Origin of the sequence: Caballeronia sp. SBC1 (assembly GCF_011493005.1) — a bacterium.
Classification (GTDB): Bacteria; Pseudomonadota; Gammaproteobacteria; order Burkholderiales; family Burkholderiaceae; genus Caballeronia.
On sequence record NZ_CP049157.1, the window covers coordinates 395,435 to 418,691 of the forward strand.

The window sequence follows — 23,257 nt, forward strand, 5'->3', positions numbered from 1 at the left end:
TTTCACGTGACCTTCAACTATCAATATTTAGATATCCTATTTAACGTGAATAGCAGCGGGAGTCCCATGACTACAGGCAACTCTTTGACAACTGGAACGGAAACGCCGACCGTCGCAGAGTCCCCGGCACCCGTTCCTGTTCCTGTTCCTGTTCCTGTTCCTGTTCCTGTTCCTGTTCCTGTTCCTGTTCCTGTTCCTGTTCCTGTTCCTGTTCCTGTTCCTGTTCCTGTTCCTGTTCCTGTGCCTGTTCCTGTGCCTGTTCCTGTGCCGCAGACAAAGGCTCCTGCGCCGCCAACGCCTACACAATCCGCGCTTTCGCTTCGTCTCGCCATCGGCCTCGTCGGGATGCTGCTTGCGTCTCTCCTGGCGATTCTCAACGAGCAGGTCACTGCAGTATCGATGGCGGACATCCAGGGCGCGTTCTCAATTGGGCATGACGATGGCACGTGGCTGACTGCTTTATTTGAAGCGGCTAATGTCGCGACCATGGTGTTTGCTCCGTGGTTTGGGATCACCTTCACGCTCAAGCGATTCACGATTGGTGCCGTGATCGCGACAATGCTCCTCGGCATTCTTTGCCCCTTCGCACCGAACCTGCTTACGCTATATGCGTTGCGCGTCCTGCAGGGAATTGCCGGCGGATGCCTCCCCCCCATGCTGATCATCGTGGCGCTGCGTTATCTTCCGCCCAAAGAGAAGCTGTACGGGCTCGCCGGGTACGCACTTACAGCAACCTTTGGGCCGTCGCTCGGCACACCGCTCGCCGCTTTGTGGACCGAGTATGTGGGTTGGCAAATGGCCTTCTGGCAGATCGTGCCGCTTGGAATCGTCAGTTGCCTGGCGATTCAACGAGGGCTTCCGTCAGACCCGCTCAAACTCGAACGACTTAAGGCATTCAACTGGACCGGGTTGCTGACGGGATTTCCTGCCGTGGCCATGGTCGTGATCGGCCTTCTGCAAGGGGACCGTCTTGACTGGCTGAATTCCGACTTCATTCGTGTGATGTTTATTGGCGGGACGCTGCTGTTTGTAACGTTCCTCGTCAACGAGTGGTTTCACCCGCTGCCTTTTTTCAAGCTGCAGTTGCTTTCGCGCAGAAACTTTACGCACGGACTGATGACACTCGTGGGCGCGGTAATCCTGCTGGTCGGCGTGGCTGCAATACCCGGGCAATATCTCGCCAGGGTCCACGCGTACAGGCCACTGCAGACTGCACCCTTGTCCTTGCTGATAGCAATCCCTCTATTGATCGCGCTGCCTCTGACGGCAGCCCTCCTGAATCTGCGGCGGGTTGACCACCGGTGGGTCATGGCGGGTGGATTGTGCCTCATGGTCACCACGTGCCTGATGGGGACCTTCATCACGTCCGATTGGATTCGCAACAATTTCTACTGGCTTCAATCCATGCAGATCATCGCGCAACCGATGGTGATCCTTGCAATCCTGATGGGCGTGACGACGGGCCTGGCCCCGGCAGACGGTCCATTTGCTTCAGCGATGTTCAACTCGCTTAAAACATTTTCTGCGGCCGTGGCCACGGGTCTGATCGAAGGGTTGGGTACCGATCGCGAACATCTTCATTCGAACAGGCTCGTGGACCACTTGGGTAATCACGCGCTTGTAGCAAGTCAAAGCATCGACGCGGCTCATGGTATCGGCGAACTTGCACACCGGATCCATGAGCAGGCAGTGGTGCTGACCTCGGCGGATCTTTATCGGGTAATGGCGGGTGTTGCCATCGCCCTTCTTTTCCTGGTGCCCGTGTTACCCGTGCGTATTTATCCGCCGTGGTGCGCTACCCCTCCCTCTTCTCATTAAGGGACCGAATTTATGTCATCCGTTGCTCGCTCTCCCATCAAGATCATTCGTGTTGCCGCTCTGGTTGTCGCGGTTAGCGTTGGCGCATTCGCTTGCTCAAGGTTGTTGGGCCGCTCGAATACCGAATCCACGAACGATGCTTACGTAGAGGCCGATTTCACGCTCGTCGCACCGCGTATTGCCGGTCAGATATCCGACGTATTCGTCAAGGATAACCAATCAGTAACGGCCGGCCAATTGCTGATACAAGTTGATGACCGCGACTTCAAGGCCGCATTGATGAGTGCAGAAGCGGACGTGGCAGCGGCAAAGGCGTCAGTTGCGAACTACGATGCCGAGATTGCGCGGCAGCCCTCGCTCGTCGCGCAGGCACGCGCGACGCTCAAATCCGACGACGCATCGATCGAGTTTGCGCGAGCCAACGCATCTCGGTACCAGAATCTCTCGGAAGCCGGTGCAGGAACGGCTCAGGAACAACAGCACGCGTCGAGCACCCTCGCCGAGCAACTCGCGCAGCAGGCGCACGACCGGGCCGCGCTGGCGTCGACCCAGCAGAACCTGGACGTACTGGATACCCAGCGCGACAAAGCGGCCGGCGCGCTCGCACGCACCGAGGCGGCGCTCGAGCAGGCGAAGCTCAATCTGTCCTATACGGAAATTCGCGCGCCGGTCGACGGCAAGGTTGGGCGGCGTTCCGCGCGGGTTGGCGCATTCGTGACGCCCGGTTCGCCGGTTCTCGCGATAGTGCCGCTTTCCGACGCCTATGTCGTCGCCAACTTCCAGGAAAACCAGATCACTAACATGCGTCCTGGCGAGAGCGTGAAGATCAAGGTCGACAGCTTTCCTGGCGTGGTGATTCGCGGCCGTGTCGATAGTCTTGCCCCTGCAACTGGCGTGAGCTTTGCCCCTATCGCACCCGACAACGCGACGGGCAACTTCACGAAGGTCGTCCAACGCGTACCGGTCAAGATCACTATTGATCAAGGTCAGGAGGCGGCGTCTGCGTTGAGCGTGGGGCTTTCTGTGGAGACGGACGTCGCCGTCGGCCAGCATGGCAAAGAGGTGGCCGAAGCAGTGGCGGAAGCGGGAGATAGAAAATGAGCGAGAATAACTTTCCCTTCGGCGCGTTAGTGTTGGAGATATTGGCGTGCCTTGTGATAGCGGGCTGCACGGTCGGGCCGGATTTCCAACCTCCAATCACCTCCGCGCCGCCGGAAGTCTTTGATCGTACCCAAGCTGCGCAAGCACCGAGCAAGGCTGTCGAATCTGGTTTCAACTCAGATTGGTGGACACTGTTTAACGACCCCACGTTGAACGCGCTCGAACAGCAACTGGCCGATGCGAACCTCGATGTGGCCGCGGCGTCGGCACGCCTTCGGCAAAGCCGGGCCGAACAGCGCGTGGCGGGTGCCGCGGAATATCCCACGCTGGACGGCGCAGCGTCGTACGATCGCGAGCGCGGAAGCGAGAACGGTATTCTGTCGCTGCTCGGGGTTACCCCGACCGAAACACAGCCGCAATCCGCTTCGGGTAGTGCGCCGCTTGGCGTGGCGCCGTTGCCGGGCTCGAAGGGTTCACCGGCTTACAACCTCTATCAAGCAGGCTTCGATGCATCGTGGGAACTCGATATCTGGGGCCGGAATCGACGCGGCATCGAAGCCGCAAGCGCGCTGGCGGACGCTTCCTACGAAGACCGAAATGCCGTCTTGTTGTCTGCTCGCGCCGAGCTCGCGCGAGACTATATCGAGTTGCGCGACATGCAGTCATTGTTACGGATTGCGAAACAAAATCTCGAGATTGCTCGCAATACCACGAAGCTTACTCAGGTCCGGGTGCATGAAGGCGTGACGACGGATCTGGACGTGGCCAACGCGTCCGCGCAGGCGGAGTCAATCGAAAGTCTGATTCCGACGCTTGAATCGCGATGCGAAACCACGATCAACGCGATTGGCGTATTGCTTGCCGAGGAGCCGGGCGCGCTTCGTCAAACGCTTGGCGAGCCGCATGACGTGCCCGAGCTACCTGCACAGGTGCCTATCGGCTTTCCGTCGGAGCTGGTGCAACGCAGGCCCGATATAAGGCGAGCGGAAGCGCAACTGCATGCAGCCACGGCGTCGATCGGCATGGCAAAAGCCGATTTTTATCCGCGTATATCGCTGAATGGCAGCGCGGGTTTCCAGACTCTTCAGCTTTCGAGCCTCGCCAACTGGGCGTCGGGACAGTTTGTTGTCGGACCCTCCATCACAATGCCGATCTTCGAGGGCGGGCGCCTCAAGGGGACACTGCACCTACGCGAGGCGCAACAACAGGAGGCCGCGATCGTCTACAAACACACGGTACTTGAAGCTTGGCGCGAGGTGGACGATGCACTTGTTGTCTACGATGCCGAGCAGCGGCGGCGCGATCGGCTGACGGCGGTGGTTGCGCTGAACCAGCGCGCACTCTCGGTAGCGCAACAGCGCTACAAAGCTGGGGCAGTTGATTATCTCGACGTGCTGAACGTGCAGAAGCAACTGCTGGACGGCCAGAGCAACCTGGAAGAAAGCAAGGCGAGCGCTGCCGCGAATCTCATCACCCTCTGCAAGGCGCTCGGCGGCGGCTGGGAATCGACTTACCCCGATAGACGTCTCGCGTTGAAGGACCACTGAGGGGTGCATTCCGCCGGAAATGCACGCGACTGATCGCACTCCTTAGTTGCAATCCAACGTGACGAATATAAGCAATCGCCTGGTGACGAACCATGGGTAATTTATCGCACTAAAGCTGAGCTTCAATAGCCGCCTTATCTATAACCGACCATACCTGCTCGATCTTTCCTTCCCGAAACTGATAGAACACATTCTCTGTAAAGGAAACTTTCTTCCCGTTCACAGGAAGGCCAAGGAAAGTTCCCTTTGGCGTGCAGGCGAAGCCTAGCCGGGCGGCTACGCAAGGCGAATCGGAAATCAGCAGATGAATGTTGAAATAAAGGTCCGGAATTTCACTAAAGTCTCTCTCCAGCATTGCGCGATAACCTGATAAGCCAATCCGCTGATCGTTGTAGTACACGTCCTCATGAACGAACTGCTCCAAGTGCGACCAGTCCTGCTTGTTCAGGCAGGCAATGTAGCCTCGATAGACGTTTGAGAGGTCGATTTTATTCATGGCAATTGCCCTGTCCTTTTACAAGGTCCCTGCCGCAAAGCAGGACGAGTTGAAATTCCACACCAACCGTTCACATTGGCGCGCTAAGACCTGAAGCGCAACGCTTCGATCAACACCGCCAAGGCTCGTGAAGACTGGCGGCGGCTCGGGTAATACAGGTGATAGCCGGGAAACACCGGACACCAGGCCTTGAGAACCGGCTTGAGTCGTCCATCGGCAACATACGGCTGCGACAGATCTTCAGGAATATAAGCGAGCCCGCCGCCGGCAAGCGCGGCAGCGAGCATCTGGTTCGTTCCGTTGAAAATCCACTGACCGTCCACGCGCACCTTCACTTCGTGCCCTGCCTTTTTAAACTCCCACGCGTACAAACCGCCATGGGTTGGCAGCCGCAGATTGATGCAGTTGTGCCCCGTCAGCTCATGAGGCGTTTTCGGCCGCGTGCGTTTTGCGAAGTAGGAAGGCGCGCCGACAACAACCATGCGCATGTCGGGCGAAATAGGCACAGCAATCATGTCTTTTGCCACCTGATCGCCGAGACGAACGCCAACGTCATACCGTTGCGCGACGATATCGGTCAATCCATAGTCGACGATGATTTCGACCTTGATATCTGGATAGTCGAGCAGCAGCCCGGCCAGCTTTGGCTGAAGTATGGTTGCCGCAGCATGTTCGTCCGTCGTGATGCGAATGGTGCCGGCAGGTTTATCGCGCAGCTCGCTCAGCGCCGCCAGTTCTTCATCGATCTCGTCAAACCGCGGCCCCACGGTCGCAAGCAGCCGCTCGCCCGCAGGCGTGGGCGAGACGCTGCGCGTCGTCCGCGTCAAGAGCCGCAGCCCTAGCCTCGACTCGAGTCCGCGGATAGTGTGGCTCAACGCCGATTGCGACACGCCAAGCTTGGCGGCCGCCTTGGTAAAGCTCTGCTCGCGCGCCACGGCGACGAACGCCAGCAAGTCGTTGAGGTTTTCGCGGGCCATTCATGAGTCTCGCTCATATGAGTTTGCCGATTCTACCGTCTAGTCACGTGCTGACGCAGCCAGTAAATTTAGCGCTGTAGACGCGGTAGACGAATCGAACCGGCATGCGCGTGAGGCTCTAGTGTCTCTTGGCTCTATTGGCTCTTCACCCAGTCGCGCACGGCTTGGGCGAACAGTCTCAGCGCGGCCGGCGGATGCCGGTTGGCCGGGTAGTAAAGGCACAGGCCAGGAAACGCAGGACTCCACTCAGGAAGAAACTGGACCAGCCGGCCCGATGCCAGATGCTCGGCCACCTGATAGTCAGGAACCCAGGCAATGCCGATCCCGGCAAGCGCCGCCTCAACCATCAGATTGATATTGCCAAGCGTCATTGGACCATCGACATCAATGCTGGCGGTTTTGCCGCGATGTTCAAGGTCCCAGCGGTAAAGCGCACCGCTTTCGAACCGGAAGCGGATGCAACGGTGCTGCGCCAGATCGTCCGGCGTTTTAGGCGGTTCGTGACGCGACAGATAGTCCGGCGACGCCACCGCGGCAAAGCGCATGTCGGGGCCGAACCGGATGGCGATCATATCGCGCGGTACGTCCTGGAGGACGCGTATGCCAGCATCGAAACCATCAGCCACTATATCGACGAGCCGCGTGTCCACAACGAACTCCACGTGGATGCCGGGATATGAGGCGAGAAACGCTGGAAGCACATGGCGGACTATATGTTTCGCCGCAGACTCCGAGGCGCTGATCCGGATGGAGCCCGAAGGCTGGTCGCGTGCTGACGCCACCTCGTTCACCGCATCCGCGAGTTCGGCCATGGCCGGTGCAACTCGCCGCAGGAGTTGCTCGCCAGCCTCGGTTAATGCGACCGACCGCGTTGTTCGATTAAACAAGCGAACGCCCAGCCGTTCCTCCAGACCGCGCATTGAATGGCTGAGCGCCGACGGCGACACGCCCAGCGTGCGCGCCGCCGCCCGGAAGCTTCGCTGCTCGGCGATCGCGACGAAAGCGGTCAGTTCAGATAGACCAGCACGTGACATAGATGAATTTCCCTCAACACCCCGTGCAAGTCTAGCCGGATTGTTGAGCCGGATACAACAGCCTAAGCTTCATGCCTATCGCTTCATGCCTATTCAACGGCAGCTCGGGGCATTTTGAAAGGAGAACACCATGCAAAAGCGCAAACTGGGAAACAGCGGTCTTGAAGTATCGGCAATCGGTCTGGGATGCATGGGCTTAAGCTTCGGCTATGGCCCGGCCGCTGAAAAGTCCGATGGCATCAAACTGATTCGGACAGCCTTCGAGCACGGTGTGACGTTCTTCGACACCGCCGAGTGCTACGGCCCGTTCACCAACGAGGAACTGGTCGGCGAGGCGCTGGCGCCATTTCGCGACCAGGTAGTGATCGCCACCAAGTTCGGTTTCCAGGACGGCGATTCGAAGAACCCGCTCGACAGCCGCCCCGAAAGTATCCGCGCCGTCGCCGACGCCTCGCTGAAGCGGCTCAAAACCGATCGCATCGACCTGTTCTATCAACATCGTGTCGATCCAAACGTGCCGGTTGAAGATGTGGCCGGCGCCGTCAGGGACCTGATCCAGGAAGGCAAGGTCAAGCATTTCGGCATGTCCGAAGCGGGCGCGCAGTCGATCCGTCGCGCCCATGCCGTGCAGCCGGTGGCGGCGTTACAGAGCGAGTATTCGCTGTGGTGGCGTGAGCCGGAAACCACCGTCCTGCCGACACTCGATGAACTGGGCATTGGCTTCGTGCCGTTCAGCCCGCTCGGCAAGGGCTTCCTGACCGGCGCTATCGACGAGAACACCGCCTTCGACAAGACCGACTTCCGCAATATCGTGCCGCGTTTCTCCGAGGAAAACCGCAAGGCCAACGCTGGCCTGGTAGACGTGCTTGGCCGCATTGCTGACGGCCGTGGCGCGACGCGGGCGCAGATCGCGATTGCCTGGCTTCTGGCGCAAAAGCCGTGGATAGCGCCTATCCCGGGTACGACCAAACTGCATCGGCTGGAAGAGAACGTCGGGGCCGCCGCTGTTGCACTGTCGGCTGATGATTTGTCTGCCATCGAAGCCGCGCTGCAGCAAATCACCGTGGTGGGCGATCGCTACCCGGCGCATCTGCAAAAGCGCGTCGATCGCTAATTCAACCTTCACTGCAATCCGCTCGGCGCCCCGCTGCGTGACGCCCGCGGATTGTCGTGCTTTCGGAACAAGACCTGGAGCAATGCCCTCGAATGATCAACACTTTGCCCGGCCGGCGTCGTCCGCCAGCGTTGCGATGGAAGGCGTGACGTCGCTCGCCGCCAGCCCTGCCGTCCGGCAAGACGATGATGAGATTGGCAGTGTGCTGTGCGCATTGCTTCTCGTACCGGTTGCCACAGCTACACCTGACGCAGCAAAGGCGACAGGCCAGGAAAACCATGCGGCTTTGACCAAGGTCGCATCAAATGAGGGAATGACATCATGAGCAATAACATTGAAGGAAAAGTCGTCGTGATCACCGGCGCGAGCAGCGGACTCGGCGAAGCGACCGCGCGGCATCTGAGCGCGCAGGGCGCACACGTCGTGCTGGGCGCGCGGCGCATGGATCGCATTCAGTCGCTCGCCGATGAACTGACCCGTGGTGGAGCAAAAGCCGTCGCCGTGGCAACCGACGTCACTCAATTCGAAGACGTCAAGAAACTGGTCGACACCGCCGTACAAACCTTCGGGCGCGTCGACGTCATGATCAATAACGCAGGGCTGATGCCGCACTCGCCGCTCGAGCGCCTCAAGGTCGACGACTGGAACCGCACGATCGATGTGAATCTCAAGGGCGTGCTGTACGGCATTGGCGCGGCCTTGCCGTATATGAAGCAACAGAAAAGCGGCCAGATCATCAACGTCTCGTCCGTGGCCGGTCACAAGGTCCGGCCTGGCAGCGCGGTTTACGCAGCCACCAAAGCTGCGGTGCTGATGCTTTCCGAGGGGCTGCGTCAGGAGGTGAAGGCTTACGACATCCGCACGACCGTGATCTCGCCCGGTGCGGTGGACACGGAACTGCCGAACAGCATCACCGAGCCGGATGTAGCCGATAACGTCAATAAGTTCTACGAAGAAAATGCGATCCCTGCCGAATCATTTGCGCGGGCGGTGGCCTTCGCGATCAGCCAGCCGCCAGAAGTCGATGTAAACGAGATTCTGTTTCGGCCCACGCGTCAGGAGCTTTAATCATCGCGCATCAAGGAAACCGGCCTGCGACGTGAGCCATCATCCGAAAGGGAGTTTGGCTTACGACGCGCCAAGTGGACATCGGTCCAATACGTCCAAACCCCCGATGGATTCGAAGCGAGACAAGGAGTAACGTTCATCCACGGAAGCGAATAAATATGAGGGAGGATGCTATGCCCGACGAAGCGACTTTATGGCGTGTCTTCGAATACGAAGGCTTTGACATCCACGTCTTGCCCCAGTTGAAGTTCAAGCCGATGCCTGCAGACGCCGCGCCGCAAGGAAGCGACCGTTATGTCTACATCGGTTTTATCTGCCGTCACGGCGCGCAGGGCGACGCGCCGGGCGAAGCCGTCCAGTTCCACGCCAGCGGTGACGACGAATTCAAGAGCGCGGACGACGCCGTGCAGGAAGCACGGCACATCGGGCGAAGCATAATAGACGGCACGCATCCGGATATATCTGTCCTGCCGCTCGTCTCCCATCATCATCCAGGCTGACAACAGTGTGGGTTATGGAGCACACCAGCCGATGAACTTGCCCGCCGCTGGAACCGAGCCTGTGATCGATGGTTTAAGCGCCATCACATTGGCCACCCGCGACATGCGGAGCGCGGTGCGCTTTTACCAGGCGCTCGGCTTCTCCCTATTGCACGGCGGAGAAAATGAACCGTTTACTTCATTCGCGGCGGGCGTGTCATTTCTCAACCTGACCGTGGAGACGCACGGCCCAATCAACTGGTGGGGCCGGGTGATCATCTATGTGTCAGACGTCGATGCAATGTACCGCAAGGCGCTCGCTGCCGGATTCACGCCGGAGTCCACACCCAGCGATGCGCCTTGGAACGAACGCTATTTCCATATCACAGACCCCGACGGGCACGAACTCAGCTTCGCCCGGCCATTGAGCTGAGCGCGCGATGCGGCGAGACTTTTTGGGCAGCCCTTCATGGGCTCGCCCAACTCGAACGACACATACGCCTCACTTCGCACCCGATGCTATCTGGCGTCGTGCTGCAGATATTTGTGGGCGAACGCGATCGCCATGCTGCCCTCGCCGACCGCTGAAGCGACGCGCTTGACCGGGCTCAATCTCACATCCCCGCAGGCAAACACGCCAGGAACACTCGATTCGAGGAGGTAGGGATCGCGGCTATGGGACCAGCGTCCCGCCTTGACGACGTCGTCACCGGTGAGCACATATCCGCGCACATCGCGCGCGATTTCTGCGGGCAACCATTCGGTTTCTGCATCGGCGCCAATGAACACGAACAATCCACCACAGTCGTGTCGACGCACCTCTGCGCTCAAACCATCGCGTACGTCGATTGCTGTCAGATGGGTATCGCCGTACGCACCGACTACTTCCGATCGCAGTTGCACCCCTACGTTTGACTTCCCACGAAGCTGCTCGACAAGGTATCGAGACATGCTCTTCTCCAGCGAATCGCCCCGCAGGACAAGCGTCACCCTGCGCGCATGATTGGCAAAGTACAACGCGGCCTGGCCGGCCGAGTTTCCTCCACCGATCAGATAGACGTCGAGTCCGTGAGTAGCGTTCGCTTCGCTGCGCGACGCGCCGTAGTAAATGCCTTTACCGATAAACCGCTCGAAGCCGTCGATCGCAAGTCGGCGCCACGTGACGCCAGTCGCGAGAATGATCGTTCGCGCCCGGATGACGTCGCCTGCATCAAGGTGAACGCTACGCCCGGCGACATCGATTCGAGCGACGGACCGTGTCACCACAATCTCTGCACCGAGCCGCCTTGCCTGCTGCAATGCACGGCTCGCCAGTTCGTCGCCCGACACACCGTTGGGGAAGCCGAGGTAGTTCTCAATACGCGAGGAGGTCCCGGCTTGCCCGCCTGGCGCTTCGCGCTCCAGCACCACAGTGCGCAAGCCTTCCGATGCACCGTACACCGCCGCAGCAAGACCGGCTGGGCCGCCACCAATGATCATCGTGTCGTATTCGGCAAGGCGAGGCTGTGTCTGCAGACCCAGCAACTCCGCAAGCTCGCGTGTCGTAGGTCGGCTCAGCACCGTCCCGTCGACCAGTCGCAATACCGGGCAATCCTGCTCTGGCGGACATGTTCCAGGCCAGCGCGCTGTCAGTTCGGGCGCATCCGGTGTCATCCAGTCGTAGCTGATCTGGTTGCGGGAGAGGAACTGGCGCAACACCGTGCAAGCGGTGTCCCAGCGACTTCCAATCATGATCACGCGGGCCTTGGGCGGCTCGGCGGAGAGGCCCTGCAATCCGCCAATGCGCTCGCGCGCAAGGGCGCCCATCTTGAACGCAATTTCCGGCGACGCGGCAGCAAGCACGTAGTAGCGCTGAGCGTCCACGCGCATGACACGCGACGGTTCAGCAGCCCGATAGGCGCCTGGAAACGGCGAACTCAGCGCGAGCGGCACTTCGCCAAAGATGGTTCCGGGCAGACGCCAGCCCAGCGTGCGCTCGATACCGTCGAACGTCTTGATGACTTCCATCTTGCCGGCCAGAACGGCGTACAGTGCGCCCTCTCCACCTTCATGGACCGCGAACTCACCCGCGCACAGATGCAGGTCTGCGGACGTGTGTGCGAGATGCTCCAGTTCATTGTCGGGGAGTGTTGAGAACAGCGGAATCGCCCGGATGTCGTCGATTGTCAGCATGGCTTCGTCCAAACAGGCAAGTGAGATGACACTCGGTCCAAGGGCTTTCGGGTCGTCGCATGACAAAAAGGACATGCGCCAAGCAGACCGCTCAGCCACCTGACGTTCGATGTGAGGCGGGCACAAGGCCGTTAGTCTTCCGTCGCGAGCGCGCTGGTACTGCTCGAACAGTTATGCGAACGCATAACACAACCGCGCTATAGACAGCAGGCAGACGTAGCCAGTATATGACCTTCAGATGCGAATGTTTATCCGGCGGAGCCAGTTCCTCCATGTAAGCGCGGCGGTAGCCGATCCTCCGAAGCGGCCAAGGTCGGAGCGTTTCAATACTCAGGCTGCGATGTGTTTTTGCATGAACACACTCAGTGGATCGTTCGTGTAATCGCCAAACGGTCCCCGGTGCTCGTAGCCGACCGAGGCATACAAAGCCAGTGCTTCATGTTGATGCGGTCCGGTTTCGAGCTTGAGCAGCTTACAGCCAGAGCCTATTGCCCGGGACTCGAGCAGAGCCAGGAGCTTCTTGGCGACGCCTTGCCCCCGGCCTCGAGGTCTGACATACATGCGTTTGAGTTCGCCAAATTCAGGGCAGAGGACTATTGCCCCACAGCCGAGTGCCTCGCCCGTACTATCCCTCGCAACGGCAAACAAGACATTCGGTTGCTTCAACGACGCCAAGTCAAGGATGTGTCTGCTCTCTGGCGGGTAAAGGGTGTCCTGGTAGGCGTCCAACTCAGCAATGAGCGCGATCACCCCCGGCGTCAGAATAGTTGTCGTGTTATCTGATTCTTATAGACATGGTCCGGGGGCGGTAAAATCAGGGTGAATGAAAACCTACTCAGCAGAAAGAAAAGAAGCGCTGGTGCGGCGCATGATGCCACCGGAAAACGCGCTGGTTTCGGCGCTGGCCAGAGAAACGGGGATTACCGAACAGACGTTGTACACGTGGCGCCGACAGGCGAAAGGACAAGGGTTGGCCGTGCCGGGCGATGGGAAGAATCCCGAAGCATGGTCTTCGGAGGACAAGTTTGCAGTAGTGCTGGAAACCGCGCCGCTCAATGCAGCGGAGCTGGCCGAGTATTGTCGTCGAAAGGGTCTTTATCCAGAACAGATATCCGCCTGGCGAGCCGCTTGCCGTTCGGCCAATGCGAATGCCACGGAGCAGGCACGCGAGCAGCGCCATCAGTCGAAGGACGACAAGAAGCGGATCCAGCAGCTCGAGAAGGAATTGCAGCGCAAGGAGAAGGCGCTGGCGGAAGCGGCTGCGCTGCTGATTCTGAGAAAAAAAGCCCAGGCGATCTGGGGAGACAAAGAGGACGATTAATCAACGTCCCGGATCGCCTGTTATGTGTATCGTTGATACGCGAGGCGGCGCAGTCAGGCTGCCGGCTGGAGAAGGCTTGCGACGAGCTGGGCCTGAGCCTGCGCACGTTCCAGCGCTGGGTGGGTGACGGTGACGCGGTGCACGCCGATGGCCGTACCACGACCGAACGGCCGCCGCCGGGTAACCAGCTGAGTGAGGCCGAACGGCAACAGATTCTTGAGGTAGCCAATAGTGCGGAGTTTGCCAGCTTGCCGCCCAGCCAGATCGTGCCAAGCCTGGCGGATCGCGGCGTGTATGTCGCGTCGGAATCGAGCTTTTACCGCGTGCTGCGCAGCGCCTCGCAGCAGCATCACCGGGGTCGTGCGCGCAAGCCTTCGACCCGGGTGGTGACCAGTCATTGTGCGACAGCGCCGAATCAGGTCTGGTCGTGGGACATCACGTGGCTGCAGGCGGCGGTCAAAGGACAGTACTACTACTGGTACATGATGCTGGACGTGTTCAGCCGCAAGATTGTTGCTCACGAAGTGCATGAAGCCGAATCGGCGGAACTGGCCGCGTTGCTGATGCGGCGTGCCAGTCTGGCCGAGGGCCTGGCAGGACGTCCTCTGGTGCTGCACTCGGATAACGGCAGCCCGATGAAGGGTGCGACGATGCTTGCCACTCTGGAGAACTTGGGGGTTGCGGCCTCGTTTAGCCGCCCGCGTGTGAGTAATGACAACCCGTACGCAGAGTCGCTGTTCCGCACCTGCAAGTACCGGCCCGACTATCCACGCAGGCCGTTCGGCAGCGTGGATGAGGCCCGTGCCTGGACGCAGAAGTTCGTGCGTTGGTACAACCAGGAGCACAAACACAGCGGCCTGAAATTCGTCACGCCGGCGCAGCGCCACAACGGCGTAGCCGCCGCAGTGCTCGCGCAACGTGAAGCCGTTTATGCAGAGGCCAGGCAGCGCAATCCACAGCGTTGGTCCCGATCGACGCGCAATTGGGAATTGAAGGATGAAGTCTGGCTCAATCCGGAGCGTATGCAGCCGGAAGAACTAAAGCAGTTTGCTTGAAGTGACGCGACAACTACGTTGACAACCGCCGATCACGTCAGGTTGATCGGGTGATTCGAAGGCGATAGTCATGGCAGAAGATGCGGGTCGGAAAGGAAATTAAAGTAGCGGACGACAAAAGAACAACCGATGAAGGCCGCTGTCTGGTGCTCATCTGCCGATTATCAACGGTCTATCCGCTGCTGTCGAACGTGTCGAAGGGGCCGACTTCGATCCGTCACCGAACAGCCGAAACCGACCCAGTGCCGCCCTTCGAATATACCCATGTCCCATGGCCGCCTGCGACCTAGCTCGGTCGTTCGCTCATTGAGTCCGTCGCTCTCCGGTATTATTTGAATTACTTGGAATTCGTCCAGCAAGGAACGAAGTGGACCGTAGAACCTGTGTACTGTTTGTCACGTCGGTTGTCGGGGCCACGTGTACGTCCGCTTGGGCTTCCATTCAACGACCAGTCGCATCTAGGTCACAAACCAAAGGGAGTAATTTGATGTCGGAAAACACATCGTTGCGGGAATTGTTCGACCGATGGGAAAGCGTATGGCACGAAGCCCGATTTGATCTGGTGCCCGAATGCGTTGGCCCGCACTACATCAGGCACGATGAAATGGGTGACCGGACAGTGACACGGGAAGCCTACGCGGAGGAGATTGCCAAGGTGCAAGCGGACCGTCCCGGCATCCGTGTCGTCGTCTACGATCATTCTTTTGAAGGCAACCGCGCATGGTTTCGCTTTGCGTTCAAATGGAACGACCCACAGACCGGAGAGCCGCGTAATCGCGCAGGCATGCAGGCCTATCGCACCGAGTCAGGCAAGCTCGTAGAGACATGGCTTTCGATGCAGCCGCTCGGCTCGATCTGGACCGATGAACCGCAAAAGCATTGGACCAGCCAACCGGCGATCGCATAAGTTTGCCACTGCTGATCAGCGCGTCAACGCCATGTGTTCGCGCTGGAGCGGACGTTCAAAAATTCCGATAGGCAGAATTTGATCGTCCGCACCTGGCCGCTCTCCGCCCTGGCAGCGTCTGACGAGTTCCGTACATTCCGAGCTTTGCAGAAGGTCAATCGGCCGACGCTGGCTGAGCCCGATGGCAGTTGTGGCAAGCCAGTGCTCCGCGGCATCCACGAAGACCAATCCGACCAGCCCCCATTCCCCACACGCCTTCATCCGACCGACCGCAGAGGGTCGGGCTGTACCACTCGCATACGCTAGGGTGCGCGTCGCACCGCTCGGGCTATTGGCGCGAATGGACTATGGAGTCTACGCTTGACGCGGCGGCCGGCTGGCTTGGGCGTCTAGCGTGTGACGTTCACCGGACATTGTCCCGGCAGTGGTCTACTTGCATTGCGTGAGCGTCGCCGGAGTCTTCCCTCTATGGGAATGGGACGTGGACGGGCAGCAACCTTTGCAGCAGCAAGCACCTGCGGCGGCGTCATGGGCAAGATCGCCATAACCGTGAACCAGTGCGATCACTTCGCTGGCGCCACCCTGCGCAACGACCTTGGATAGTTCAACGTTCTGGTCGGAGATCATCTTGACCTCGCCGGCGATGTCAAAAAGGGCAACAATTCTGCCAATCGCATGGAGAGATTTCACGGCGTTGAGCAACGCTACGCCGCGAGGCGCACTGAAGTGACGTTGAGTCGGGTGAATCGCTGAGGGGTGTATGGAGATCTGAGGATGAACAGCGTATGAGGGATGCTGGAACCCCGTTCAGCGAGATCTTGATTCTAATGATGCGTTTGAAAAGTAGTCCGGTAGTGTCCCGGAGAAACGCCGAGCACGTCAATGAAAGCCTTCCGCATCGCTTCATCGCTCCCAAATCGGCAGTGCGCGGCAATTTTCTCAAGCCCGTGTCCTGACTCCTGAAGCAGCCCGCGCGCTGCCTCTACCCGGCTTTGACGGACGTGACTGGCCGGCGTACAGCCGAACTCCGCTCGAAATACACGCGCGAAATTTCGGGGACTCATTGCCATGCGTTGAGCCAGGGACTCAACACTCAAAGGCTTGCGGAGGTTCTCGACAATCCAGACACACAGGTCTTCAAACGTTGGCGATTATAGATGCCCTGATCTTCGACCCATATGCTTTCCGGATCGACCCGAACATTGGGATGGCGCGTCTGTAGCTCGTTCACCCAATGCCAATGGGTGGCCGCGCGTTTTCCTTCAAGCAGGCCTGCATCGGCCAGTATGAATGCTCCGAGGCAAACGGAAGCGGTGCGTCGTGCTCTCTTGCTCATGCGGTGTCACCTTTCGGCGTAATGGCGCCGGGCATTTTCGCCGTAATGACGCCACCGGAAACGAGCAATTGGAGGGTTCGAACGGGGATCAAGGTTGCTTGATTTTGCCTCCTTTTGCAAGCTCGGTTCTAGGTGACTCGACGCCCGGTTTTAGTCCGCGATAGCTCTCGCCGTCGAGGACGATTTTGTGGGCACCATGACGCAAGCGGTCAAGGGTTGCCGCGCCGATCATCTTGTTACCTGGGAATGCTTCACCCCATTCCGGGAAGTCCAAATTGGAAGTTAAGATCGTGGCCGTGCGCTCATAACGCTCGGCGATCAGGTCGTGGAAGTCTTCATCGTCCGGCGAACGCAGTGGCTTGAGTCCGAAGTCGTCAATGATCAGAAGTGGAAGCTTGGCGAGATACTGGAAACGGCGGTCGTAGGTGCCCACGGCCGCCGCGCTGCGTAGACTTGATAGCAATTGGCTTTGCGTAGAGAACAAGACATCGTGTCCTTGCCGCGCAGCTGCATGTCCCAGCGCTTGTGCGAGATGACTCTTGCCAGTCCCACACGGGCCGGCGATCAGAACGGCTACTTTCTCGTCGATGAATCGGCACGTGGCCAGATCGTGGATGGCGGCTCGATTCAAACCTGGCAGCCGATCGAAGTCGAAGCCTTCGAGTGTCTTCTGGCTACGGAAGTTGGCGCGTCGCATGCGCAAGCTGAGTTTCTTGTTATCGCGCCGGGCTACTTCATCATGGATGAGCAGCGAGAGGAATTCGGTGAAGGCGAGCTTGCGATCAATGGCCTCGCGGTTGCGCGCTTCCAGCGAATCGAGGATGCCAGACAAGCGCAGTTGTTTAAGCAGTGGAGTCAGTTCAGGAATGGGATGCATGGCCGGCCTTATTGGAGAATGGTTTGTGTATTGCGGCAGAAACGGCCCCCTTCGGTGTAGGTGCTCGCCAGCGCATCAAAGGCGTTTAACAGCGTCAGCTGATCCAATCCCTTTTGCAGAATGGTCTTAACTGCCGTGTAATGCGGCGTGCCGTAATGGTTGGCGCGCGAGCAAGCAGCTTCGAGTCGAATCGCGCCGTATTTCTGTTTGAGCCGCAACACGCCTTGCACCGAGCGCATCTTGATTAAGACTTTGTCGCCGAAGAGCGCATGAACCAGGGCGTAGCAGGCAGGCCCGATCTGCTCAGCAGTTGCCAGACACCATTGAGTGTCCTGCAGTTGCCACGCTTGAGCAGCGGATGGCAGATGATCGTCTACGGTGCGGCGGCCCCCCGGACGGGTAAGACGCACGTGGGCGGCAACCGATTCCTGCCCGCGATAGAGTGTCACCATAGTGTCGGTCGCCTTGAGCCACAACTCCTGGCCGACCAGTCGATACGGGACCGAGTAAAAACTCTGCTCGAACTGAACGTGAGCGTCGCGATGCACCTTCCCCTTAGCCCACACCGCAAGCTCTGGTGGGACGTCTGGCAAGCTGCTTAGCAGGCTTCGTTCGACTTCCGCGAAGCGTTTGAGCGGCATCTCGCGGGTGGTCCCGTGAATGCGGTTGCCGGCCTCGTTCATGACCCAAGCGTGTATCTGGCGGTTGGCGTCAGCCAGACCGCGGAACTCCCGCAGTGGCAAGAAGCCTCGCTTTACAAATTTGACGCCCGATTCCACGATTCCCTTCTCGTAAGTCAGCAACTGTCTGTCATGAGGAACAACGCGTAGTCAAAGGCGCGTTCTTCGAGATCACCCATCCATTTCACCCGCTTCACGGAAATAGCTTCGTTTTGGTCAGCCGGCGGCTGAACTGGGGCGAGGATCGGGTGATGTATTTCGACGCGAACAAGCGCCTGCGTTCGGTTTTGGCATCCTGGACAGACGTGCCGGAACCGGATTTGTTCGCGCAAGCTTCGGGAGTTCGATCCTCGTTTAGAACGGACGACTTGCTTCGATTGCGTGCGCTAATCGACGATTTGCTAGGTGCTCGCGATGTCAAATAAATTTCGCCGCTCGTGTAAGGATAAATACGCCGTCATCATGATGCTGAAGCATCTGATTGACCAGGACGTCTTAAGTCTATCCAGCTCCAATTTGCCGTTATTTCAGAGTAAATCGATCATCGAAATCCTTGACAGATTGATTTTACTGTCATATTTTAGTTGTCATTTTAACAACAACGGATCCTCTAATGACCAAGCCGCCGTCAAAGCGAGATCGACTACGCGAACTCGGCGGCCTCAATCCTCATCCCGATCGAATACAAGCGCCCTGGTTCCGATCGGGCGATTTCTTCGATCCCGACGACATGGTTCAGGTCAAGTACGAGATGTTGCGTCATGTTCAGGTCGACGGCGCCTCCAAGGCCGAGGCGGCCGCATTGTTCGGAATGTCCAGGCCAACGTTCTATCAAGCAGAGAGTGCCTTTGCCAGCGAGGGGCTTCCAGGGCTGCTCCCGAAACAGCGTGGGCCCAAAGGCGCACACAAACTCAACTCGACGGTTATGGCGTTCATCGAAGAGCGCTTACAGCACGACAACACCATCCACGCTCGCGCGCTCGCGCAGGAGATAGAAACCGCGCTGGATCTATCGGTCCACCCACGCAGTATCGAACGCGCGCTGGCGCGCAAAAAAAAACCGTAGACGATTCGGCTCAATTTATTTCGCCATCGTCGGCGCTTGGACGCTACGAAGCGCTGCGGGCCGAGCTCTTCGGCACAGGTCCTCACTCCGAAGGCCACGCCGCAATACGCTTTCATGGTGTATTGAACGGCCTCGCGATCAAACTCTCGCACGCTCTGTGCACCGAAGTTGCCGTCCCAGCCGTGTTTGATTCCAACTCAGTGCGGGATAACGGTGCGCTCGTACGCGTGCTGGCCAACCTCGTGCTGCGCGCCCACGAGGAGCTTGCCCATGTCTACTAACTCCGCTCAGAAGGTCACCTCGGAACATCTCCGGCGAGATGCCTTTCTTTATGTTCGCCAATCGTCGCTTCGACAGGTGTTCGAGAATACCGAGAGTACGAAGCGGCAATATGCACTGCGCGATCGTGCCGTTTCGCTCGGCTGGCCAATTGAGCGTATTCACGTCGTCGATAACGATCTCGGTATGTCCGGATCCAGCGCTAAGGAACGAGACGGTTTTCAGCACTTGGTTGCCGAGGTGGCCAACGGTCACGCCGGCATCGTGCTGGGATTGGAAGTGTCCCGTCTTGCGCGCAATAATGCGGACTGGCATCGCCTGATCGAGCTTGCATCGCTCACGCAAACTTTGATTTTGGACGAAGATGGAATTTACGATCCGGGTCAATTTAACGACCGTCTTCTACTGGGATTGAAGGGCGCCATGAGTGAGGCTGAACTTCATATTCTCAAGGGTCGTCTGCAAGGCGGGATCAAGAACAAGGCACGCCGGGGCGAACTGGAAGTGCCTTTGCCGATCGGCCTTGTTTATCACCCGAATGGCTCAGTGGCGCTCGATCCTGATCAACAAGTACGGGGAGCGCTGCAGTTGCTCTTCGACACGTTTCGGCAAGCTGCATCCGCTACCGCGACGGTCAGGCGATTTCGCCAGGAAGGCTGGCTGTTTCCGCGTCGCATCCGCCGCGGAATCGGGAAGGGAGACCTGCTTTGGGGGCCCCTGGAGCACTGCCGGGTCATTCAGATTCTGCATAACCCTCGTTACGCCGGTGCGTTCGTGTACGGGCGCACCCGCGGAGCATACCGTCCCGGTCGCAAATCCACATCGCTGAAGGTTGCTCGCGAGAACTGGCAAGTGCTGATTCAGAATTCTCATCCAGGTTTTATCGATTGGGACGAGTTCGAACGTAACCAGGCTACCCTTAAGCAGAATCTAACCGGATTCGGCCTCGATCGACGTGGCAGCATGCCACGTGAGGGTGTCGGCCTCCTGCAGGGGCGTGTCGTGTGCGGTGCCTGTGGAGCACGCATGCGCGTACGATATCAAGAGGTCGATAATAAACTTCAGCCCTACTATATGTGCACGGAGAATCCGGTACGTCGTGCAGGCAAACCCTGCCAATCGGTTCGCGGAAGCGCCATCGATGACGCTATCGGCTCGCTGCTTTTGGAGAGCGTTGCGCCAGCTGTGCTCGAGGTCGCGTTAGCGGTCGAAGATGAGATATCGGGGCGCGTCAAACAGGCCGCGGCGCAGCGTCAGAAGCAACTAGTTCGAGCGCGCTACGACGCCGAGCTTGCGCGCCGTCGATATATGAGTGTCGATCCAACGAACCGGCTCGTCGCCGACTCACTCGAAGCAGACTGGAATGAGCGTCTGCGCGTACTGGATGCATTGCAGCAAGAGAACGAGCGACTTCAGCATGCCGATCACAAGCTTCTGAGCAGCGACGCGCGGACCCAGATTCGCGCGCTTGCCGAAGACTTCCCTCGTGTCTGGAATGACCAACGCGTGGTGCCGGTGGAACGCAAACGAATGATCGCCTTACTCATTGAAGACGTAACCTTGGTAAAGGCAGAACGCATCGCTATCCATGTACGTTTTCGCGGCGGTCGAACGACATCGTTGGAGATCGACAAGCCCAAGCCTATCGCGCTAATTCGCAAGACGTTGCCCGAAGTCGTTGCAAAGGTCGACGAACTCCTCGAAACCTGCTCGGATAGGCAAGTCGCCGAACAACTCAATGCGCTGGGTTATACAAACTGGAAAGGCGAATCGTTCACGCATAAGAAGGTATCTATTGTTCGCACCGCCTACCGACTCAAGAGCCGGTTCGAACGCCTGCGCGCACGCGGCATGGTGACAGCTAACGAGCTCGCCAAACAACTCGGAGTCTGCCCGACTACCATTTACCTGTGGGGCCAGCGCGGGGTGGTGCACCAGCATCGATACGGAAACCTGCATCGCTGCCTCTACGAGCCCCTCGGTGACGTTGTCTTGGTCAAAGGGCAAGGAGGCCGCTACAGTTCGACAGAACCGACTTTTATCCCTGTTCCATCAACCACACAAGGTGCAGTATGAAGCGTACGCCTTTTTTTGCGGATCCCTTGGCGGGCATGCATCGATCTTGAAACCATATCCTTCTGCGCACTCGCCATACGCGCGTTGCACTTCGGGCTCGTAATAACACGCCCGGGTGATCGCACATTTGCAGTTGTCGATGATGACCCGGGCCGGCACGCCCCCAAATGCCTCAAAGGCGCGCCGATGACATCCCAGCCAGGTCGCTACGGTTTGGTCTCGAACAAACTCGACATATTGGTGGCGCGACCACGCCAGGGTCATGACGAAGAACCAAGTCTTATGGATCTCGCCGGTGAGCGCGTCGGTCATCATCGGGCCGGCGCCGAAATCAACTTGCGCGGCTTCGGCCGGCTTGAACTCCAGGCGCAGCGGCACGTCGGGCGTGTGCGAGGCGTCTATATGCAGAAGGAAACGATAGACCGAGGAATAGCTGCCGCTGTATCCGTGGTTGCGAACGAGCGTGGCGTGGATCGTGGTGCATTGAACGCCGGTTGCCCGCCACTTGCTGATCTGCTCGCGCCACGGTTCCAAGGTTGAGACGCAACTCGATGGTAGCGGCGCCTCTTTGCGATCCAGGAAAGCGGCCATTACGTGTTCGTCGGGTAAAGCCGCTTCACGCGCCAACCATCCGTTCTTGGCGGCAATCTCCCGCACCTGCGCAATCTTCTTGCGCCCCATGGTCTTCGATCGTGCGATATCCCGGTCAGAGTCGCCTCGGCGCATGCGCACCAGGATCTGTCGGTATTGGTACATCTCGAACCTCCGATTGGCCACGGCCTCTCCCGGCAAAAGGCCGGCAGTCTAGCCGATCAATGAAAGTTCGAACCCTCGTTGCTCGTCATCCGGGTGGCGCCATTACGCCGAAAAACGACTGGCGCCTTTACGCCGAAAACGTCGTGGCTCCATTACGCCGGAAATCCGGTGGCGCCATTACGCCGAAAACGAAATGGCTCCTATATGCCGGAAATTCACATGCGGCGAAGCCACTCGCGGAACTCGGGCGCTCCCACATCGTCAATCGAACGCGGGCCAGCTGTCACGAGCAGGGTATCGACTTCCTCCTCGTAGTCTTTGTAGGAGGAATGCGCAGCGAGCCTACCGCCTGCCTCGCCCTCAAGCTGACAGTTCTCCGTCGATGAAATGATCGTAAGCCGGTATGGAGGTTCATTTGCAGGTGCAAGCGAGGAGCCTGCGACGAGCTTATTGACGAGGTCGAATGCGCTCGCGGGACCAAAAAGATCGAGCTCCAGGACGGGAGGGACGCCTACCAGCAGGATGGATCTGGTGTGCTGCGACCGACGGATCAGATTTCCCCGATTCGCCATTTTCAACCTCTCGTGAACTGATGTGCATATTGTAGCGGCTGTGCAATCAGCCTAGAGGGTTGGACTGTTGGCGACCGAATAATTGAAAATCATCTGGCGGACCTCCTGCGGCCGCCCTACCGGGCGACGGGGTTAGAGTGAGTTTGCCAAGACCGCTTTAACCGGAAGGATGTCAACGATCCACCTCGTCACGTCGAATGACCGTAACTGCCCGCCCCTTGTTGATCCGCGATCTGCGGCACGCGGCCACTGCAATCCTTCGGGCCTTCGTGCCCCCAACGCCCATTCGAAAGTCCATCCGCGATTCGTTCACACCCTACGCCCTACGCCTTCCGCTAATCGGCCATCACTGCCGCCGGATAGTCACCGCAATCGTGCGCCTGCGAGTCGCGCTGACGACCCGTGCGGGGCTGGCCGATATCGCGACGCCCGGCATTCCGCCCAGGCAGCATCTCCGAATTGAACGCTGCCGTGCGCAACACGCTCAAGAGCGTGCAGAAACGCCCTTCGGTCAACGCTGCCTGCT

General features: G+C 58.8%; 23 protein-coding genes and 2 pseudogenes. 12 read left to right on the top strand and 13 right to left on the bottom strand.

What is annotated here, in order from left to right:
• Positions 1-6 precede the first annotated feature (6 nt).
• The 3 genes from SBC1_RS19715 to SBC1_RS19725 are packed head-to-tail and all read left to right on the top strand — an operon-like array spanning position 7 to position 4,466.
• The gene (locus SBC1_RS19715; protein WP_243830308.1) at positions 7-1,818 is read left to right on the top strand and encodes an MFS transporter; all 1,812 of its coding nucleotides are present in this window, start codon (positions 7-9) and stop codon (positions 1,816-1,818) included.
• Between the two features lie 12 nt (positions 1,819-1,830).
• Positions 1,831-2,919 (top strand): HlyD family secretion protein, encoded by a 1,089-nt coding sequence (locus SBC1_RS19720; RefSeq protein WP_165098504.1) that lies wholly within the window; start codon positions 1,831-1,833, stop codon positions 2,917-2,919.
• A complete protein-coding gene (locus SBC1_RS19725; protein WP_165098501.1) occupies positions 2,916-4,466 on the top strand; it encodes an efflux transporter outer membrane subunit in 1,551 nt (516 codons plus the stop codon). The genes SBC1_RS19720 and SBC1_RS19725 overlap by 4 nt, the downstream gene beginning before the upstream one ends.
• A 109-nt stretch (positions 4,467-4,575) precedes the next feature.
• Here SBC1_RS19725 and SBC1_RS19730 read toward each other — a convergent pair whose 3' ends face one another.
• The 3 genes from SBC1_RS19730 to SBC1_RS19740 all read right to left on the bottom strand — a co-directional run bounded on the left by SBC1_RS19730 (position 4,576) and on the right by SBC1_RS19740 (position 6,973).
• Positions 4,576-4,962: an ester cyclase gene (locus SBC1_RS19730; RefSeq protein WP_165098498.1), complete on the bottom strand. Its 387-nt coding sequence runs from the start codon at positions 4,960-4,962 to the stop codon at positions 4,576-4,578.
• Positions 4,963-5,045: 83 nt separating this feature from the next.
• Positions 5,046-5,939, bottom strand: coding sequence for a LysR family transcriptional regulator (locus SBC1_RS19735; protein ID WP_165098476.1), 894 nt, complete (start codon positions 5,937-5,939; stop codon positions 5,046-5,048).
• Positions 5,940-6,073: 134 nt separating this feature from the next.
• Positions 6,074-6,973, bottom strand: a complete 900-nt coding sequence (locus SBC1_RS19740; RefSeq protein WP_165098409.1) for a LysR family transcriptional regulator — start codon at positions 6,971-6,973, stop codon at positions 6,074-6,076.
• Between the two features lie 130 nt (positions 6,974-7,103).
• On the opposite strand from SBC1_RS19740, the gene SBC1_RS19745 reads away from it, so the two are divergent.
• The 4 genes from SBC1_RS19745 (at position 7,104) to SBC1_RS19760 (ending at position 10,067) form a co-directional block, all read left to right on the top strand.
• Positions 7,104-8,087 (top strand): aldo/keto reductase, encoded by a 984-nt coding sequence (locus SBC1_RS19745; protein ID WP_165098406.1) that lies wholly within the window; start codon positions 7,104-7,106, stop codon positions 8,085-8,087.
• Between the two features lie 321 nt (positions 8,088-8,408).
• Positions 8,409-9,155: an SDR family oxidoreductase gene (locus SBC1_RS19750; RefSeq protein ID WP_165098403.1), complete on the top strand. Its 747-nt coding sequence runs from the start codon at positions 8,409-8,411 to the stop codon at positions 9,153-9,155.
• A gap of 173 nt (positions 9,156-9,328) precedes the next feature.
• Positions 9,329-9,655, top strand: coding sequence for a hypothetical protein (locus SBC1_RS19755; RefSeq protein WP_165098400.1), 327 nt, complete (start codon positions 9,329-9,331; stop codon positions 9,653-9,655).
• Between the two features lie 31 nt (positions 9,656-9,686).
• On the top strand, positions 9,687-10,067 hold the full coding sequence (locus SBC1_RS19760; protein ID WP_165098397.1) for a VOC family protein: 381 nt from the start codon (positions 9,687-9,689) through the stop codon (positions 10,065-10,067).
• Positions 10,068-10,153: 86 nt separating this feature from the next.
• Here the strand turns inward: SBC1_RS19760 and SBC1_RS19765 are convergent, their stop codons facing one another.
• The gene (locus SBC1_RS19765; RefSeq protein ID WP_165988981.1) at positions 10,154-11,806 is read right to left on the bottom strand and encodes a cyclic nucleotide-binding domain-containing thioredoxin-disulfide reductase; all 1,653 of its coding nucleotides are present in this window, start codon (positions 11,804-11,806) and stop codon (positions 10,154-10,156) included.
• Positions 11,807-12,136: 330 nt separating this feature from the next.
• A complete protein-coding gene (locus SBC1_RS19770; protein WP_241202152.1) occupies positions 12,137-12,556 on the bottom strand; it encodes a GNAT family N-acetyltransferase in 420 nt (139 codons plus the stop codon).
• Positions 12,557-12,629: 73 nt separating this feature from the next.
• On the opposite strand from SBC1_RS19770, the gene SBC1_RS19775 reads away from it, so the two are divergent.
• Positions 12,630-14,182 (top strand): IS3 family transposase gene (locus SBC1_RS19775; protein WP_241202151.1). Its coding sequence is split into 2 segments (ribosomal slippage): positions 12,630-13,092 and positions 13,092-14,182, totalling 1,554 coding nucleotides; the frame shifts between segments, so codons are not numbered across the junction.
• A 487-nt stretch (positions 14,183-14,669) separates the two neighbouring features.
• Complete coding sequence (locus SBC1_RS19780) at positions 14,670-15,089, top strand: nuclear transport factor 2 family protein (RefSeq protein ID WP_165098366.1); 420 nt, start codon at positions 14,670-14,672, stop codon at positions 15,087-15,089.
• 429 nt (positions 15,090-15,518) lie between these two features.
• On the opposite strand, the gene SBC1_RS19785 is transcribed toward SBC1_RS19780, so the two are convergent.
• The 5 genes and pseudogenes from SBC1_RS19785 to SBC1_RS19805 all read right to left on the bottom strand — a co-directional run.
• A complete protein-coding gene (locus tag SBC1_RS19785; RefSeq protein WP_165098345.1) occupies positions 15,519-15,791 on the bottom strand; it encodes a hypothetical protein in 273 nt (90 codons plus the stop codon).
• Between the two features lie 122 nt (positions 15,792-15,913).
• Positions 15,914-16,159: a helix-turn-helix domain-containing protein gene (locus tag SBC1_RS40625; RefSeq protein WP_165098342.1), complete on the bottom strand. Its 246-nt coding sequence runs from the start codon at positions 16,157-16,159 to the stop codon at positions 15,914-15,916.
• A 23-nt stretch (positions 16,160-16,182) separates the two neighbouring features.
• The gene (locus SBC1_RS19795) at positions 16,183-16,425 is read right to left on the bottom strand and encodes a DJ-1/PfpI family protein (RefSeq protein ID WP_165988985.1); all 243 of its coding nucleotides are present in this window, start codon (positions 16,423-16,425) and stop codon (positions 16,183-16,185) included.
• Positions 16,426-16,513: 88 nt separating this feature from the next.
• Positions 16,514-17,302 carry an IS21-like element helper ATPase IstB gene (gene istB, locus SBC1_RS19800; RefSeq protein ID WP_165098394.1) on the bottom strand — a complete coding sequence of 263 codons (789 nt, stop codon included), beginning with the start codon at positions 17,300-17,302 and terminating at the stop codon, positions 16,514-16,516.
• Between the two features lie 8 nt (positions 17,303-17,310).
• Positions 17,311-18,093: pseudogene (locus SBC1_RS19805) on the bottom strand (IS21 family transposase); the annotation flags it as partial.
• 101 nt (positions 18,094-18,194) lie between these two features.
• Here SBC1_RS19805 and SBC1_RS19810 point away from each other — a divergent pair.
• The 3 genes from SBC1_RS19810 (at position 18,195) to SBC1_RS19825 (ending at position 21,403) form a co-directional block, all read left to right on the top strand.
• Positions 18,195-18,407 carry a DUF5372 family protein gene (locus tag SBC1_RS19810; protein WP_075644113.1) on the top strand — a complete coding sequence of 71 codons (213 nt, stop codon included), beginning with the start codon at positions 18,195-18,197 and terminating at the stop codon, positions 18,405-18,407.
• Between the two features lie 188 nt (positions 18,408-18,595).
• Complete coding sequence (locus SBC1_RS19815) at positions 18,596-19,048, top strand: helix-turn-helix domain-containing protein (protein WP_165098391.1); 453 nt, start codon at positions 18,596-18,598, stop codon at positions 19,046-19,048.
• Positions 19,049-19,318: 270 nt separating this feature from the next.
• A complete protein-coding gene (locus SBC1_RS19825) occupies positions 19,319-21,403 on the top strand; it encodes a recombinase family protein (protein WP_165098388.1) in 2,085 nt (694 codons plus the stop codon).
• Positions 21,404-21,412: 9 nt separating this feature from the next.
• Here the strand turns inward: SBC1_RS19825 and istA are convergent.
• From istA to SBC1_RS19840, 3 genes and pseudogenes are all read right to left on the bottom strand, one after another.
• Positions 21,413-22,159 (bottom strand): annotated as a pseudogene (gene istA, locus SBC1_RS19830) (IS21 family transposase); the annotation flags it as partial.
• A 215-nt stretch (positions 22,160-22,374) separates the two neighbouring features.
• Positions 22,375-22,731 (bottom strand): hypothetical protein, encoded by a 357-nt coding sequence (locus tag SBC1_RS19835; protein ID WP_165988987.1) that lies wholly within the window; start codon positions 22,729-22,731, stop codon positions 22,375-22,377.
• Between the two features lie 335 nt (positions 22,732-23,066).
• Positions 23,067-23,246 carry a hypothetical protein gene (locus SBC1_RS19840; RefSeq protein ID WP_165098334.1) on the bottom strand — a complete coding sequence of 60 codons (180 nt, stop codon included), beginning with the start codon at positions 23,244-23,246 and terminating at the stop codon, positions 23,067-23,069.
• Positions 23,247-23,257 lie beyond the last annotated feature (11 nt).